10 protein-coding genes and 1 pseudogene are annotated in these 17151 nt (G+C 64.3%); 4 read left to right on the top strand and 7 right to left on the bottom strand.

Annotation, left to right across the window (positions count from 1 at the left end):
- The 4 genes and pseudogenes from BN1132_RS05705 to BN1132_RS05690 all read right to left on the bottom strand — a co-directional run.
- A pseudogene (locus tag BN1132_RS05705) lies at positions 1-466 on the bottom strand (DUF2955 domain-containing protein); the annotation flags it as partial.
- Positions 467-474: 8 nt separating this feature from the next.
- Complete coding sequence (locus tag BN1132_RS05700; protein WP_042075819.1) at positions 475-1569, bottom strand: HlyD family secretion protein; 1095 nt, start codon at positions 1567-1569, stop codon at positions 475-477.
- Positions 1562-3076 carry an efflux transporter outer membrane subunit gene (locus BN1132_RS05695; protein WP_042075818.1) on the bottom strand — a complete coding sequence of 505 codons (1515 nt, stop codon included), beginning with the start codon at positions 3074-3076 and terminating at the stop codon, positions 1562-1564. Before BN1132_RS05695 ends, BN1132_RS05700 begins: the two co-directional genes overlap by 8 nt.
- Positions 3077-3080: 4 nt before the next feature.
- A complete protein-coding gene (locus BN1132_RS05690) occupies positions 3081-4118 on the bottom strand; it encodes an AI-2E family transporter (protein WP_244462915.1) in 1038 nt (345 codons plus the stop codon).
- 560 nt (positions 4119-4678) lie between these two features.
- On the opposite strand from BN1132_RS05690, the gene BN1132_RS05685 reads away from it, so the two are divergent.
- Together BN1132_RS05685 and pbpC are read left to right on the top strand one after the other, a co-directional pair.
- Positions 4679-9523, top strand: coding sequence for an alpha-2-macroglobulin family protein (locus BN1132_RS05685; RefSeq protein ID WP_042075815.1), 4845 nt, complete (start codon positions 4679-4681; stop codon positions 9521-9523).
- Positions 9501-11897 carry a penicillin-binding protein 1C gene (gene pbpC / locus BN1132_RS05680; RefSeq protein ID WP_042075812.1) on the top strand — a complete coding sequence of 799 codons (2397 nt, stop codon included), beginning with the start codon at positions 9501-9503 and terminating at the stop codon, positions 11895-11897. Before BN1132_RS05685 ends, pbpC begins: the two co-directional genes overlap by 23 nt.
- Positions 11898-11988: 91 nt before the next feature.
- Here pbpC and BN1132_RS05675 read toward each other — a convergent pair whose 3' ends face one another.
- Positions 11989-12948, bottom strand: coding sequence for a hypothetical protein (locus tag BN1132_RS05675; protein WP_042075810.1), 960 nt, complete (start codon positions 12946-12948; stop codon positions 11989-11991).
- A 164-nt stretch (positions 12949-13112) separates the two neighbouring features.
- On the opposite strand from BN1132_RS05675, the gene thiI reads away from it, so the two are divergent.
- Positions 13113-14561 carry a tRNA uracil 4-sulfurtransferase ThiI gene (thiI, locus tag BN1132_RS05670; RefSeq protein ID WP_042075808.1) on the top strand — a complete coding sequence of 483 codons (1449 nt, stop codon included), beginning with the start codon at positions 13113-13115 and terminating at the stop codon, positions 14559-14561.
- Between the two features lie 74 nt (positions 14562-14635).
- Here the strand turns inward: thiI and BN1132_RS05665 are convergent, their stop codons facing one another.
- Together BN1132_RS05665 and BN1132_RS05660 are read right to left on the bottom strand one after the other, a co-directional pair.
- A complete protein-coding gene (locus BN1132_RS05665) occupies positions 14636-15028 on the bottom strand; it encodes a hypothetical protein (RefSeq protein ID WP_042075807.1) in 393 nt (130 codons plus the stop codon).
- Between the two features lie 101 nt (positions 15029-15129).
- A complete protein-coding gene (locus BN1132_RS05660; protein ID WP_042075824.1) occupies positions 15130-15762 on the bottom strand; it encodes a trimeric intracellular cation channel family protein in 633 nt (210 codons plus the stop codon).
- A gap of 382 nt (positions 15763-16144) precedes the next feature.
- On the opposite strand from BN1132_RS05660, the gene flaA reads away from it, so the two are divergent.
- The gene (gene flaA, locus BN1132_RS05655) at positions 16145-17056 is read left to right on the top strand and encodes a flagellin A (protein ID WP_042075805.1); all 912 of its coding nucleotides are present in this window, start codon (positions 16145-16147) and stop codon (positions 17054-17056) included.
- Positions 17057-17151: the final 95 nt, after the last annotated feature.

Below are 17151 nucleotides of genomic sequence, written 5' to 3'. Positions count from 1 at the left end.
TCGCAGGCGGGGGAGGGAAGAGGGCGTGGGCCAGCCGGTTGACTAGGGTGCCCACCAGGATCCCCACTGCCATCATCTGGGCGATGGCGATGGCAAGGGACTGCTCGATGAGACCGGCCACCGGGATCACCGTGATGGCCATGATGAGCAGCATGGCGGCCCCCCCCTTGCCGGCCATCCCCAGCTGCATCAACAGATGGAGCGACAGGGCGACCAGCAGCACGCCGGCCAGGGCATAGTGGGTCAGCAGTGGCACCAGCAGCACGCCGGAGACCATGATCCCCAGCAACAGAAGCCCGCCGACCAGCCCCTTCTTCAGCGCCAGGGGCTCGCCGGGTCGGCACAGCACCACCCAGGCCATGATGACACCGAGGTGGGGCATGGGCAGGGCCAGGCCGTAACAGATCCCCGTCGCGAGCCCGATGCCCGTGCCAATGCGCAGTACCGCCTGGTCAGCCTGTTCCATGAGGTGCCTCAATAGAGGAAGGAGAAGAGGCTCATCAGCCGGATGTAGAGCCCCCCCAGCCAGTGCATCGGCCCGCGCTCGCCGGTGTAGACCAGCACGTCGGCCTGACCGCCGACCCGCAGCGCCTCGACCGGGGGGAAGTCGTCGGCCTTGAAGGCGATCTTGACCGGGAAGCGCTGGGCCTGGCGCAGCCAGTCGCGGTTGTTGTCCACGGTCGGCAGCGTGCCGGCAGGCTGGCTCTTACCGTCACCCACCCCGTAGCCGATGCTGCGCACCTCGCCTTCGTACAGGCGGCCCGGCAGGCTGTCCAGCAGGATGGAAACCCTGTCTCCCGACCGGATGTTGCCGAGGTTGTTCTCCGTCAGATCGGCCGATACCCAGACGTCGTGGATGGCGATCAGGGTCATGGCCGGGGCGCCAGCCCCGATAAACTGGCCCGCATCCGTGCTCAAGTCAGTGACAAGGCCGCGGCCCGGCGCCACCACGCGGGTGTTCTGGCGATCCAGCTCGGCCTTGTGCACCGCCGAGCGGGCGCTGAGCAGCTGGGAGTTGTCCTCGCCGCTCGCCCCGGCCGCCTCGATGGCGCGCCGGACGTCGGCCTCGGCTGCCGCCACCTGGCTTTTGGCCGTCTCGCGGCTGGCCTGGGCCACCTCGAGGCGGCGCACCGAGATGGCCCCCGGATCCTCGCGATAGAGCCGCTCCTGGCGCTCGGCATCCTTGGCCGCGTTGTCATAGGCGGCGCGCATGGCCATCAGGGCCGCCTCGGCCGCCTTGACCCCTTCGTTGTTCGCCTTGACGCCGCTCAGTACCGTCTGGTAGTCGGATCTGGCCTTGGCCAGGGCGATGTCATAGGGCTCGGGATCGATCTCGAACAGGGGGGCACCGGCCTCCACATCCTGATTGTCGCGCACATGGACCTTCTGGATCTGGCCGGACACCTCGGCGGCGATAGGGACCACGAAGGCCTGCACGCGGGCCTGGGAGCTGTAGGGGGTCAGCCGGTCGGCCAGCAGATACCAGCCGAGCAGCAGGAGAATGAGTCCCAGCAGTCCTAGGGTGGCACGGCGGCTGGCCTGGCCGGGAGAGGCGGTGTTGTCAGTCATGGGCACTTGCCTTCTGTGTCATGGGGCGGGCGGCGTCGAGCAGGGGAGCCCAGTCGGCGCGTTGACGCATCTGGGCCTCCACCTCCGGGGTAACCAGGGGGCGGGAGCGCCCCTGTTCCCAGCCGCCGCCGAGAGCCTTGTAGAGCGTGATGAGGTCGCGCATCCGGGCGCCGCGGCTGTTGACCAGTCGCTCCTGCTGGCTGAACAGGGCGCGCTGGGAGTCGAGGACCCGCTGAAAATCCGCCATCCCCTCGCGATACTGGGTGTTGGCGATCGCCAGGGCGCGGCGGGCGGCCTCGCCGGTCTGGGTCAGCAGGGCGATCTCCTCCTGGCCGTTGGCATAGGCCACGGCCGCGTCATCCACCTCGCGGGCGGCCTTGAACACGCTGTCGCGGTAGCGTTCGTGAAGCTGCTGGAAGCGGGCGTCCTGCACCAGGATCTGGTTGCCGAGCCGTCCCTGATCCAGCAGGTTCCAGCTGAGCGACGGCCCGACGGCCCAGGAGAAGGTGCCACTCTCCCCGCCGCTGACATTGACTCCCAGGGTGCCGAGCAGGGTGATGGAGGGGTAGAGCTCGCTCTCGGCCACCCCGATGAGGGCCGACTGGGCGGCCAGCTGACGCTCCGCCACCCGCACGTCGGGACGGCGGCGCAGCAGATCCGCGGGCATCTCGGTGACCAGGGCCAGCTCCCCTTCGGGAATGGCCCCCGTGCCCTGCGCCATCTCGGGCAGGGGACCCGGGGAGCGGGCGAGCAGGGTGGAGAGGGCGTTCTGGCTCTGGCGCAGGCTGGTCTCGAGCTGGGGAATGCCGGACAGGGTGCCCAGGTACTGGGTCCTGGCCTGCTGCACGTCCAGCTCGGCGCTGTTGCCGCTCTTGAACAGCCGCTCGGTGATCTCGAGGCTGCGCCGCTGGATGCGGGCATTCTCCCGGGCGATGTGCAGCCTGGCCTCCAGGGTACGGATGCTCACATAGAGCTGGGCCACCTGGGCCGCCATCAACACCTGGATGTCGTCATACTGGGCCAGGGTCGCGAAATAGCTGGCATCCGCCGCCTCGACTCCGCGCTGGAACTTGCCCCAGAAGTCGAGCTCCCAGCCGAGGTTGAAGCCGGCGCCGTAGCTGCTGCCCGCGTTGCTGTGGCCGTTGCGGGTCTGACCTGCCTGGAGGAATTCCGCCGTCCCCACCGTCGCCTGGGGGCCGAGCAGGCTCTCGGCAATGCCGAGCTGGGCCTGGGCCTCGAGGATCCGCAGGCCGGCGATCCGCACGTCCGGGTTCTTGAGGAAGGCCTCCTCCACCAGGGCGCTCAGCACGGGATCGTGCAAGCTGTCCCACCATCGGCGGTAGTCGGTCGCCGTCACCGCCTGCTGACCCTCGCTGGCGCTGTGCCAGTTGGCCATCTCCTCGACGCCGGGGGCCTGATAGTCGGGCCCGAGCAGGGTACAGGCGCCGAGCAGCAGGCAGGCGCCCCCTGCAAGCAGGGGGCGAAGGAGAGGAAGTGCGTCGGCCATGGGGTTATTTTTCCGCGTTGGCCAGACCGTCGTTGACCCAGGCCATGAAGATGCGATAGCCGATGGAGAGCAGGGTGGCACCGATGAACATGCCGAGGATGCCATTGGTGGCCATGCCGCCCAGGGCCCCCAGCAGCACTACCGGCATGGGCGCATCGACGCCACGCCCCAGCAGCAGCGGCTTGAGCACGTTGTCGGCCATGCCGGCCACAACCAGCAGCACTGAGTAGATGACGTTGAGCAGGGTGCCGTGATCCCCCGACATCCACATGTAGGCGATGGCCGGACCCGTGACCAGGATGACGGGGACCTGGGCAATCCCCAGGATCAGCGCCAGGACGAAGAAGATGCCGACCGCCGGGATCCCGGCGAGCGACATGATGACGCCGGCCAGCAGGGCCTGGATGAAGGCCACCCCGATGACCCCCTGTGCCACGGCCCGGATGGTGCTGGTGCACAGCTTGGTCAGGGCGAGGCCCTTGCGCTCATCGGTGATGCGCATGGCGATGCGTTCGGCGCTGATGGCACCCGGCGCCCCCCAGGCCATGATGATGCCGGCCACGATGAAGGAGGCGACGAAGCCCAGCAGGCCGCCGCCCATGCTGGCGAGCATGCCGACGACCTGTTTGGCTATCTCCCCGAGCTGCGGCTTGTAGCTGATGAGGAGGCTCGGCAGATCCACCGAGGCCTTGGTCCAGAAGGCGTGCAGCTTGGCACCGATCAGCGGGATGCTGGCGACCTCGGCGGAAGGCGCCGGGATCACCAGGGTGTTGTTGTTCACCTTGTCGACCAGGGCGCTGACGCTGTCACCCAGGGAGCCGAGCATGGCGACGGTGGGGGCCACGATCAGCAGGATGCCCAGCAGGACCAGCAGGGTGGACGCCTTGCCCTGTTTTCCCCCCAGTCGGGCGGCGAAGCGCTGGTGGAGGGGATAGAGGGTGACCGCCAGGATCAGGGCCCACAGCATCATGTTCATGAAGGGGGAGAACACGGTAAAGCAGAACGAGCCCAGCGCCAGGATCAGGCCGAACTTGATGAACATATCCAGGAATCTGGCAACCAATCTCTTTTCGACAATGGACAGATCGTTATTTTCCATTCTGGTATGACTCCAACGGGGGATGGATGCACGACCATGCTGACCCGGCATGAACCCAGGGTCAGCAAGCATGGAGTGCGCAGTAATAAATAAAACCATTGCCAACGTGTGGGGGACACATTGAACTCATCTGCACGATATTTACGGCACAGATGTTGAATGTTTAAAAAATACTTAACTACTTGATATTTGGTTGATTGGCGCGCCGAGAGTGGCTAGGCCAGAGAATAATTTATGTCCCCGAGACGCACAAGCTAACAATGGTTACCAGTTTAGCCTGCGTTCAGAAAACCAGGACGAGTTCGCATATATAAAATATCAATCAGAATCCTAACCCCGAATGAATCTGATGGCCATCCTGCCGGCGAACAATATATGTGCCGGGAGGGAAGGCATCCGCCAGCAGGTTCGGCGTGACAAGGCATTTGGTGTTCCCCGGAGTGACGCTTTATCCTATTGGCTCCTGCGCCGCACTGGCGGCGATTCAACCCGGGATGGAACCTATGCGCCCCTTCAAGCCCTGCTCTGTCACTCGTTTCGCCTGGTTGTTGGCCGGATTGGTCGCTCTGCTGGCCGGTTGCGGCCCCGACAAGCCTGCCAGCCAGGTGCCGACGACAGAACCGATGGCCCGGCAGGAGGCGGGGGCGCCCGCCTCCGTGGTGCAGGCCAATGCCCGCCAGTATCGGGATGCCCCGGCGCTGGCGCTGGTCTTCTCCGGCCCCCTGACCCCCAAGGCGAACTGGCAGAGCTGGCTCTCTGTCAGTGAAGGGGGTAAGCAGGTGCAGGGGGAGTGGATCCTGGCCGACGATGGTCGCACCCTCTATTTCCCGAACGTCCAGCCCGACAAGAGCTACGAGGTGAGCCTCAAGACGGGGCTGGGCCCATCCCCCCAGAGCTGGACTCTCAAGACCCGGCCGCTGGAGGCGGGGGCCTCCTTTACCGCCAGCGGCATGGTACTGCCGCTGCGCGACGAGCTCCGCCTGCCCATCAGCGCGGTCAACGTGGACGAGGTCAATATCGACTTCTTCCGAGTCGATGCGGAATACCTGCCCCGTTTTCTGGCGGAGTATCGCCCCGGTGCCGGCATGGGCAACTGGGAGCTTGAACAGATCACCAAGCGGGCCAAGCGGGTGTTCAGCGGCCGTTACGCGCTGGAGCTCGATGCCAACCGGCGCGAGACCCGCCTCATCAATGTGAAGGAGCCGCAGCTGGCGAAGGCCGGCGTCTACTTTGCGGTGATGTCGCCCCTTGGCAACTACGACTGGCGCAAGGAGACCACCTATTTCGCGGTGAGCGACATGGGGCTTAGCGCCCGTCGTTACCGCGATCAGCTGGAGGTGTTCGTGAGCTCCCTGGCCAGCGCCGACCCGCTCAAGGATGTGCAGCTCTCCCTGCTCGACGAGAAAGGCAACCGGCTGCAGGTGCAAACCACCGATCCGCAGGGCCATCGCCGTTTCGATCAGGTGCAGGGGGCTCGCCTGCTGCTGGCCGAGCAGGGCAACCATCTGGCGGTGCTGCGCCTCGATGGGGCGGCGCTCGATCTCTCCACCTTCGATCTCGGCACCCAGCCCTGGCAGGCCCAGCAGCTTTATCTGTTCAGCGGGCGCGATCTCTATCGCCCCGGCGAGCGGCTCGACAGCGAGATCCTGCTCAAGGGCCAAGATGGCCAGCTGCTGCCGGGCATGGCGGTGGAGCTGGAGGTGAAACAGCCGGACGGCCAGTTGCTCGAACAGAAACGGCTGCTGCCGGATAATCTTGGTGCTGCCCACTACGGCCTGCGTTTGCCTGACGATGCACCGCTCGGGCGCTGGACCATCAACCTCAAGACTGCCGCCGGCAGCCGCTTCGAGTGGCCCTTTTTGGTGGAGGAGTTTCTGCCGGAGCGGCTGAAACTGCAGCTTGGCAAGGGGCCGGATGGGGAAGTGACGAGTCTGGACACCGCTCTGACTCTGCCGCTGCAAGGGGATTATCTCTATGGAGCCCCGGCGAGCGCCACCAAGGCCAAGGCAGAGGTGAAGATAAGCCGTGCCACCATGCCCTTTACCCAGTGGCAGGAGTTCACCTTGGGTGACGTGTTGCTCGCTGAGCAGGCCAAGGATCTTGAGCCGCGGAGTCTCACCCTTGATGCGCAGGGGCAGGGCACCTTCTCGCTTACTGATGAACTCGATGGGATGCGCGCCCTCGGGCCGCTGGAGGTGGCCTATCGGGTCTCCCTTTCCGAGCCTGGTGGCCGCGCCGTCAATCGCAGCCGCACCCAGTATGGCTGGCCCGCGGGCAGCCAGTGGCCGGCGCTCAAGGCCGACTTCGTGGCGGATCGGGTCGAAGGGGGCAAGCCGCTCCCCTTCCAGATCCTCAACCTTGATGACAAGGGGCAGCCGGTGGCGGGGGCGGTGAAGGTGCGCCTCATCAACGAGTACCGCGACTACTACTGGCACTACGCCGATGGCGAGGGGTGGAAGTACGAGTTCAACAGCCAACCCTATCTGGAGCAGGAGCAGACCCTGCAGCTGGATGACAAGGGGCCGACCCCGCTCACTTTGCAGCTGGCGGCGGGTTGGTATCGCCTCGAGGTGGAGAACAGTCAGGGCCATCTATCGAGCCTGCGGGTGGAGATAGGCAGTTACGCCTGGGGTGGCGGTGGCGAGCAGGCGCGGCCCGACAAGATTGCCATCACCCTCGACAAGCGCGCCTATCAGGCGGGCGATAAGGCCAAAGTGACCCTGGTGGCCCCGCGCCCCGGCAAGGGGTTGCTGATGGTGGAAGATGGCGACGGCCTGCGCTGGTGGCAGCGTATCGAGCTCAAGGGAGCCGGTGGCGATGCCAAGGATGCCCGTGGCGAGTTCGAGATCCCGGTCAGCCCCGAGTGGCAGCGTCATGATCTGCACATTTCGGCCCAGATCGCCGCGCCAGACAGCGCCTCCAAACCGGCTGGCAAGCAGCAGGGGCAGAGCCTGCGCTCGGTCGGACTGGTGCCGCTCACCCTGGACCGGGAAGCACGCCGTCTGCCGCTCACCCTGAGCGCGCCTGATAAAGCGGTGCCGCTCACTCGGTTGGAGGTGACCGCAACCTCCTCCCCCAACAGTCAGGGGCGCGTGGTGCTGGCGGCGGTGGATCGGGGCGTGCTAAACATCAGCGACTACCAGCCTCTCGACCCGTTCGAGATCTTCTTTGGTCGCAAGCGCTTCGCCCAAGATTTGTTCGACAACTACGGTCAGGTGATCCCGCCGCAGGATGGCAAGCTGGCCCGCCTCAACTATGGGGGTGACCGGGCGCCGCTGAAAAAGGGGGGCGCGCTGGAGAGCCGGGTCGAGATCGCCGCGCTCTGGAGCGGCGAGGTGAGTTTTGATGAGAGCGGCAAGGCGGTGATCCCGCTCGAACTGCCCAACTTCAACGGTGAGCTGGCGCTGATGGCGCTGGCCTGGAACGAACAACAGGTCGGTGAGGCCGAGCGCGCCGTCAAGGTAGTGGCGCCGCTGGTGGCCGAAATTGGCTGGCCACGCTTTGGTGCCAGAGGGGATGAGACCCGGGCGCTGGTGCAGCTGCGCAATATGAGTGGCGTGGATCAGACCCTCTCCCTTGCCTGGACCCTCAACGGCGGGCTCAAGGAAAATGGCGAGTTGCCCCGCACCCTTTCCCTTAAAAATGGCGAGGAGCAGTGGCTGACCCTGCCGCTCACCGTGACCGGAGCGAGCGGTGTGGCGAGCCTGCAGTTGGCGGCCCGCGGCAAGGATTTTGCCATCAGCCGCGACTGGACTCTGCCGCTGCGCTCCCCCTGGCCTGCCGAGACTCGCCAGCGCTACCAGATGCTGGCCCCCGGCCAGCAGATGAGCTTTGCGCCTGCTGAGCTGGCCGGGCTGGATCGCGCCAACCTGCAGGGGCTGCTCAGCCTCTCCGGCACTCCCCCCTGGGATCCGGCAGCCCAGTGGCAGGCGCTGGCCGACTACCCCTACGCCTGTCTGGAGCAGACCCTGTCCCGTGCCTGGCCTTACTTGCTGACAACGGCCGATGAGCGGGCCGCCTGGAGCAAACCCGCAGAGGGTAAGAAAGCGGCGAGTGAGGCGGATGTGCAGCGCGCCCTGCTGCAACGGCTGCAGCGGTTGCAACTGCCAAGCGGCGGCTTTGGTCTGTGGGATGGTCGCTCCGACGAGGAGCAGTGGCTCACCGCCTATGCCGCCGACTACCTGCTGGCGCGCAAGGAAGCGGGTGACGCAGTGCCGGAGGCGATGCTCAATCAGGCGCTGAACCGGCTGCAGAGCTATCTCACCGACAGCCAGTACGGCGAGCGCTGGAGCAGTGCCCCCGAGCACAGCCGTCTTGCCTATCAGGCTTACAGCGCCTATGTGCTGGCCCGGCTGGGCAAGGCGCCGCTCGCTACCCTACGCCTTGTCTGGGAGCAGCAGGCCGATCACGCCCGCTCCGGTTTGCCGCTGCTCCACCTCTCGCTGGCGCTCTCGGCCATGGGGGATGAGCAGAACGCCGCCAAGGCCCTCAGCCGGGCATTGGCGACCGAGCGCGGTGACGACTATCTGGGGGATTACGGCTCGCCGCTACGCGATCAGGCCCTTGAGCTCTCCTTGCTGCGCCAGCACAAGCTGGCGGCGGATCGCTGGCCAGCCCTCAGTGCCAAGGTGGTCGATACTCTGGCCCACCGTCAGTGGCTCAGCACCCAGGAGCGGCTCGCCCTGTTGCGACTCGCCCGCGTCGATCCGGCCATCGACTGGCAGGCCAAGGTAACTTCCTCTCTTGGCAGTGGATCCCTGAGCGGTTCGGCTCCGCTGCAGCTGAGCGCCCCCGAGGCACTGGCGGCCAGCGCCGTCACCAACGAGGGCAAGGGCTCCCTCTATGTGCAGCGCACTCTGGTAGGCTACCCCGAACAGGCTCCGGTACGGATCAGCAAGGGGATGAGCGTGACCCGCAGCTGGTTCAATAGCGACGGTCAGCCGTTTGATCCCGCCAAGGTGAAGGTGGGCGATCTGGTAGTGGTGCGGCTCAATGTCAGCAGTGAATCGGCGGTGCCCGATGCCCTGCTGGTGGAGATGGTGCCCGCCGGCTTCGAGCTGGAGAACCCGGCCCTTGGCAACAGCATCAAGCTGGAAGAGCTCTCCATCGAGGGGAAACCGGCGTGGCAGAGCGAGTGGAACGACTATCTCAAGCATCAGGAGTTTCGCGACGACCGCTACACGGCGGCGCTGGATCTGAGCGAGGGGAGCAACCAGCAGCTGGTCTACCTGATGCGGGCGGTGACGCCGGGTCGCTATCAGGTGCCGCCGACCCAGGTGGAGGATATGTACCGGCCCGAGCTGCGGGCTGTGGGTGAGGATATCCATGAGGTGCGTATCTCTGAGTAACGAACCCTCCCTTGAGCGGGTTTGCCCGCTCACTTTCTGGCAGCGTGGCTGGCTGAAATTAGGCCGCAGTGGTCGCGCTGGCTGGCGCTGGCTTGGTCGCCTGCCACGCTGGCTGCGTTTCTCGGTGCTGGGCGTTGTAGCACTGCTCCTGTCATTGCTGGCGCTGGATCGACTCTTCCCGCCGCCGCCACTCGACCCGGCCTACGCGCGGGTGGTGCTCGACATGAAGGGGCGGCCGCTGCGCGCCTTTGCCGATACCAGCGGCGTGTGGCGCTATCCTGTGACCCTGGAGCAGGTCTCCCCCCGCTATATCGAGGCATTGCTTGGCTACGAGGATCGCCATTTCTGGCGTCATCCCGGGGTCAATCCGGTGGCCATGGTGCGCGGGATCTGGCAGTGGCTGCGTTACGGGCGCGCCGTGTCGGGCGGTTCGACCCTCACCATGCAGGTGGCCCGCCTTATCGAGCCCTACCACAGGAGTGTGCCCGGCAAGCTGCGTCAGATGGCGCGCGCGCTGCAGCTGGAGTGGCACTATGACAAGCGCACCTTGCTCACCGTCTACCTCAACCGGGCGCCCTTTGGCGGCAATCTGGAGGGGGTGCAGGCGGCCAGTTTTGCCTATCTCGGCAAGAGCGCAGCCAAGCTGACTTATGCCGAGGCGGCGCTGTTGGCGGTGCTGCCGCAGGCCCCCAGCCGCAACCGGCCGGATCGCCACCCCGAGCGGGCCCGCGCAGCCCGCGACAAGGTGATGCAGCGACTGGTAGCGCAGGGTGTCTGGCCCGAGCGGGTGTGGTTGGAGGGACGCATCGAGCCGGTGCTGGCTCGCGGTCACTTCACGCCGATGGAGGCGCCGCTGTTTGCCCGCCTCGCCGCCGACCATCAGGCCGGGGAGCTGGTGCACACCACCATAGACGGGGATCTGCAGCGTTGGCTGGAGGGGCGGGTAGCGAGCTATATCCGCCGCTTCCCGGAGCAGACCTCAGCGGCGTTGCTCTTGGTCGACAACCAAACCATGGCGGTGCGCGCCTATGTGGGCAGCGCCGAATATGGCAACCTGCGCCGCCACGGTTACCTCGACATGGTGCAGGCGATCCGCTCTCCCGGCTCTACGCTGAAGCCCTTTATCTACGGTCTGGCGATGGATGAGGGGCTGGTGCATTCGGCTTCTCTGCTCTCCGATGCGCCAAGGCTCGGCTCGGATTATCGCCCCGCCAACTTTTCCGGTGCCTTTCAGGGGCCGGTGAGGCTCGCTCAGGCGCTGCAGCAATCCCTCAACGTACCGGCGGTGCAGGTGCTGGAGGCGCTCGGGCCCGACAAGCTGGTCAGCCGCCTCGACAACGCCGGGGTGCGGCTGGCGCTCTCCGACAAACCCAATCCGGCCATAGCGCTGGGGGCGGCGGGCATTCGGCTTGAGCAGCTGGTGGCGCTCTACAGCTCGCTGACCCGGCAGGGGCAGGTGGCCATGCCGGTCTGGCTGGCGGGGCAGCGAGCGGTGTCGCGCCCCTTGCTGAGTCCGGGGGCGGCCTGGATCATCTGGCAGATATTGAGCGCGCAGGGGCGGGCTGATCAGCCCTTTGCCAGTGAAGCGACCGGCAGGGTCAACCGACTAGCCTGGAAGACCGGCACCAGCTACGGCTATCGCGACAGCTGGGCGATGGGGGTCTCCGGTCGCTGGACTATCGGTGTCTGGCTGGGGCGCCCCGACGGAACCCCTATGCCCGGCTTTTACGGCCAGAGTGCGGCGGTGCCGCTGCTGCTCTCGGTCTACTCGCGGCTGGCCGACAACAGCCCTCTGCCGATGCAGCCCAATACGGTCAGCGAAGCGGAGATCTGCTGGCCGCTGGGGCGCAAGGCCAGTGCGACCCTGCCAGAGGCCTGTCTGCAGCGCCAGAGCGCCTGGTTGCTGGAAGGGCGCGATCCTCCCACCTTGCCGGATCCCATGGATTGGCCCTCGCCGCTGCGCCAGGTCGCGCTCACTGCCGACGGCAAGCCGACGCTGACCCGTTGCCAGGATGCGGCGCAATCCGGTTTTAGAGCGCTCTGGCCGCTGTCGCTGGAGCCGTGGCGCACGCCCGGCGAGCGGCGTCAGGCGCTGCTTGCCAGCAGCTGCGCGGGGGAGGGGCAGAGCGCCGAGCTGCAGGCCCCCATTCGCATCCTGGCGCTGGGGGAGGGCAATCTTATCCGCAGCCAGCGCTACCGGTTGCAGCCCAGGGTGCTGGGGGGCGTTGGCAAGCCGGCCTGGTTTCTCAACGGCCAGCGGCTGCGCTGGGACGGGGATCAGGTGTTGAGTGAGGCCGGTCGCTACCAGCTGGTGGTGGTGGACGAGGCGGGTAACAGCGATCGCATCGAGTTTCGGCTGGAAAACCCCTCCTGAGGGGGCTCCATGGCAGGCGCCAGAATATTGACGGCATCGGGGATGGCTCCGATGCCAGGGGTTATCCACCTTCGGCTGGGCGCCGACCGGCTCAGGGCTTGACCTGGCCCAACCGGGTGAAGAAGTGCTGACTCTTGCGCTGGTGGAAGTGGCTCTTTTTGATGGGGTGAAACACCAGGGGGCTGTCCGGGTGGCTCGCCTTGAGGCGGTGGATCATCGCCATGGCGGGCAGGCTGGTGCTGATCAGGGTGGTGAGCGGCAGGCTGACCGTCTCGGGCCCCAGCAGCGGGTTGAGCCCCTGCTGTGCCTGCTCGAAACGGGTCAGCACGGCGGGCTCGGCGTAGCCGCTGCCCAGCATGGCGAGCAGGGCGTCGAGCGCCTGATGAAACTCGGCCAGCTGTTGGCGAAAACCGCTGCGCCCGCGCAGGGCAATAAGCTCTGCAACGGGGATCTCGCTTAAGTTGGCGGGCACTCGCAGCGGGATCTCGAGGTGGAAGCAATCCTGGCCGCCTCTGTTGTGGTAGCGGGACTCGAGCAGATGGAGCAGCCGGTCCAGATAGTCGTGATCCGTAATCAAGGCCCCCTCATTGGCGAGTGCCCACTCGCGGGCGAGCCGCATGGAGATCAGGTTGGCAAAGCGGCGCGCCATCCTGAACCCGCCCTCCTCCAGGCTGGCAAAACCGTGAGCCAGACAAAAGCCGTGCAGCCGCTCCAGCCCCGCTTGGGCCGGACAGAAGCAGTCGTGATTGGCCGGCATGCGCCAGCGACCGATCAACTCCTTGTTGCCAAACACCTTGTGGCGGACGAAGTCGGGGGCAACCAGGCCGGTAATCTGGTTCTCGAGCTGGGGCGTGATGGCGGCGAAGAAGGCGGGTGCTGGCGGTTCGGCCAGCAGGTCGGTCTGCCGGCGCAGGGTCTCCAGCAGGGCGGTGAGGCCGCTCTTTTCACTGACGGTGAAGACGAAGGCGAGCCGCTCCAGATAGAGCAGGGCAAACTTGAGCCAGAGTTCATCCCGCACTTCCATGCCGGGGTAGTAAATATGGGTTTTCATGGGTGCCGTGTTGCCGGGGCGCAGGCTGGGGAATATACGCAAGATGGCCAGGGTGCGGCAAACATTGCGTGGGGGAATGTGAGCGGCCGCTCATCCAGTAGGCGCTGGCCACAAAGTTCTGATATAATTCGCGCCCTTAAATCGAGGCCACCCGAGTCAATACCATGAAGTTCATTATCAAGCTGTTCCCGGAAATCACCATCAAGAGCAAGTCGGTTCGCCAGCGCTTCATCAAGATACTGCAGGGCAACATCCGCAATGTCCTGCGCCGCTTCGACGACGATGCCCGGGTGCGGATGGACTGGGACAAGCTGATCGTGAGCTCCCGTAACGACCAGTTCCGCGAGCAGGCCATCGAAGCGCTCGCCTGCATCCCCGGCATCCAGGCCTTCCTCGAGGTGCAGGCCAGCAAGTTTACCGACCTGCACGACATCTTCGAGCAGGTGAAAGCCGTCTGGGGTGACCAGCTCGAAGGCAAGACCTTCTGCGTGCGCGCCAAGCGCCACGGGAAGCACGAGTTCTCTTCGCTGGAGATCGAGCGCTACGTGGGTGGCGGCCTGAACCAGCACTGCGTGAGCAACGGCGTGCGCCTCAAGAACCCGGACGTGAAGATCAACCTCGAGATCGACGGCGAGGAGCTCTTCATCGTCAGCGCCATCCATCAGGGCCTGAGCGGCATGCCCATCGCGACTCAGGAAGATGTGCTGAGCCTGCTCTCCGGCGGTTTTGACTCCGGTGTGGCCTCCTTCCAGTTCATCAAGCGCGGCTGCCGCGTGCACTACTGCTTCTTCAATCTGGGCGGTGCGGCTCACGAGATCGGCGTCAAGCAGGTGGCCTATCACCTGTGGAACCGCTTCGGCTCTTCCCATCGGGTGCGTTTCACCGCGGTGGACTTCGAGCCCGTGGTGGCCGAGATCCTTGAGAAGATCGACAACGGTCAGATGGGGGTGGTGCTCAAGCGGATGATGATGCGCGCCGCCGCCAAGGTGGCCGACGAGTTCCAGATCCCGGCCCTGGTGACCGGCGAGTGCGTGGGCCAGGTCTCCAGCCAGACCTTGACCAACCTGAACGTCATCGACCGGGTGACCGACAAGGTGATCCTGCGCCCCCTCATCACCTGGGACAAGCCGGACATCATCGGCGAAGCCCGTCGCATCGGCACCCTGGAGTTCGCCGAGACCATGCCGGAGTATTGCGGCGTCATCTCCAAGAAACCGACCGTGAAGGCCGAGCTCTCCCGCATCGAGGCGGAAGAGGCCAACTTCGACTTCGCCATTCTGGACAAGGTGGTGGCCGAGGCCCGTTACCTCGATATCCGCCGCATCGGTGAGGAGACCGCCGCCGAGGTGCAGGAGGTGGAGACCACGGCCGCGACCGGTGATGACGAGGTGATCCTGGATATCCGCTCCGTGGAGGAGCACGACGAGAAGCCGCTGGTGGTGGAAGGGCGCGAGGTGCTGCACATCCCCTTCTTCAAGCTGGCCACCGCCTTTGGCGATCTGCCGCAAGAGAAGACCTACCTGCTCTACTGCGATCGCGGCGTGATGAGCAAGTTGCAGGCGCTTTACCTCAAGGAGAAGGGCTTTGCCAACGTCAAGGTCTATCGTCCCTGAGCGGTCGACCCTCGCCCATAAAAAATCCGGCCAAGGCGCCGGATTTTTTATTTCACTTCCATGGATGCAGAGGGTCAAGGATAGGGAACCGGGGTAAAGGTCTCCTGGCCCTGGCAGCGCCAGCCCATCTCCGCCTGACGCATCTGCCACAGGTTGTTGCTGCGAAACAGGGTCAGGATATAGAGCATGTCGTTCCGCTGGCCATCGAGAGCCACCGAAAGCACGAGATCGTTGTCCAACTGCTGGGCATGGATGCGGGTGGGGACGTCTTCATGGCCCACGAAGCGGCGAGCCACCTCGCGATAGTCGTTGACCCAGCCTTGCTGATTGCTGCTCGCCTGACGGATCTGCTGGTTGAACTGCTGCACCGGGGTGGATGCCAGACGCCCGAACAGGGTCTGTGCCCCCGCATGAGCCGCCGCCACCATCATCAGCGTCAGCGTGGTAATGAGCCCAAGTTTTTGCATGAGGTATTCCGGCTTGAAACGACCCCTGTATGACAACAGAAAAGCCGACTTGGTTCAATCTTGTCCCTGTCGGGATGGGATCTCGCCCACTCCGGCGTTCCTCAGTTGCGCTGCAGCGAGAAGGTGGGCAGGGAGAGATGCCAGTAGATGGCCGCCACCCGCAGGCCGAATACCCCCAGCATGCTGATGAGCATGGCGCTCACCCTGTCCACTCCCACTTCCAGCGACAGGGTATAGAGGATGCCCCCCAGGATGCAGGCGGTGGCGTAGATCTCCTTTTGCAGCACCATGGGCACCTCCCGGGCCAGCACGTCCCGGATCATGCCACCCGCGACGCCGGTCATGGTCCCCATGATCACCGCAATGAGCCCGGGTGTGCCGAAATTGAGCGCCTTCTGGGCCCCGATCACGGTAAAGAGTGCGAGACCGAAGGCGTCCGCCACCGGCAGCACATACCAGGGCATGCGGCGAGGCAACTTGACCATCCACATGCCGACGAGGGCCGTGGCGATCACCACCCAGATGTAGAGAGGGTCGCGAACCCAGAACACCGGGGTCGCCCCCAGGATCATGTCGCGGATGGTGCCGCCACCGATGGCAGTCACCGCGGCCAGCACCATGACGCCAAAGCCGTCCATTCTGAGACGACCCGCCACCAGGACCCCCGAAAACGCGAATACCGCAGTACCAAACATGTCGCTGATGTAAACGATCTGCTCAACCAGAGTCTGCATGGAGAACAACTCACGTCCAATAGATGATGGGGCGGCGATTTTAGGGGCAAGCCGTGGGGATGAGCAATGCTGGCGTGCAAAAGTGGGAGCCAGCGCCGGTTTCTGGGAGACGGGTGGAGAGTGACCACAACGCCATGTCTGGTGCGGGGCCCGGGCCTCTGCTCGTGGGTGTGCAGCGCACCATGGCAAAAAACTCCGATTTTTTTCTCAAGAGTGGGGGATAGAGGCCGATATATAGGTTAGGCGGCAATTACTGCCATAAAGGCAGAAAAAAGAAATTAAAGTCTTACTAAAAGACGCCGTTAACTAAACATATCAGGCACAAAACAAAATAAAGCCTGAGTGAATTAAAGTTAAATTTTAATAGCTTAGGAGAAGAATCATGAGTCTGTATATCAATACCAACGTTTCATCGCTCAACGCCCAGCGTAACATGATGAACAGCACCAAATCCCTGGACACCTCTTACACCCGTCTGGCCTCCGGCCTGCGAATCAATACTGCCAAGGACGATGCGGCAGGTCTGCAGATCTCCAACCGTCTGACCTCCCAGATCAACGGTCTGGATCAGGGTAACCGCAACGCCAACGACGGCATCTCCGTCGCTCAGACCGCCGAAGGGGCCATGGATGAAGTAACCTCCATGCTGCAGCGTATGCGTACCCTGGCTCAGCAATCTGCGAACGGTTCAAACAACTCTGATGACCGTACTGCACTGCAACAGGAATACAGCCAACTGATGACGGAAATTGATCGCGTCGCCAAAGACACCACCTTCGGTGGGCAGAACCTGCTTAACGGCGGTTATGTCGGCTCCTTCCAGGTCGGTGCCGATGCTGGTCAAACAATCACCTTCAGAATGACCACGGCTTTCACCATTGACGGTATTGCATCGGCAACTAAAGGCAGCGCCACCGTCTCGACGGGAACAGGCAAAGAACCCTATGCCGTGGACAAGACAGCAGGGACTGCCGTTACTGCTGCAGATGTGAAGACCATCTCGCAAGCAAGCAGTGCCCAACTGGCGATGGCTAACTTGGACTTTATGATCCAGGCGGTGGATAGCAAGCGTGCCGAGTTGGGGGCCGTGCAAAACCGCTTCGATTCAACCATTCGCAACCAGTCCAACATTTCGGAAAACGTGACTGCCGCGCGCTCCCGGATCCGTGATGCAGACTTTGCGGTCGAGACCGCCAATATGACCAAGCAGAATATTCTGCAACAGGCGGCTTCAAGCATACTGTCGCAAGCCAACCAGCGCCCGCAGTCTGCACTCTCCCTGTTACAGGGCTAAATTAAATATCCGAGAAAAAGAAAAGGGCGGTTGTTCAGGCCGCCCTGGTAAACAAGATGGAACAATGGGGTGTTCGGATTTACGCCTTGTTCTAT

This window comes from Aeromonas sanarellii (assembly GCF_000820085.1).
Classification (GTDB): Bacteria; Pseudomonadota; Gammaproteobacteria; order Enterobacterales; family Aeromonadaceae; genus Aeromonas; species Aeromonas sanarellii.
The sequence above is the reverse complement of the archived record's forward strand: the minus strand, read 5'-3'. Positions and strand labels throughout refer to the sequence as shown.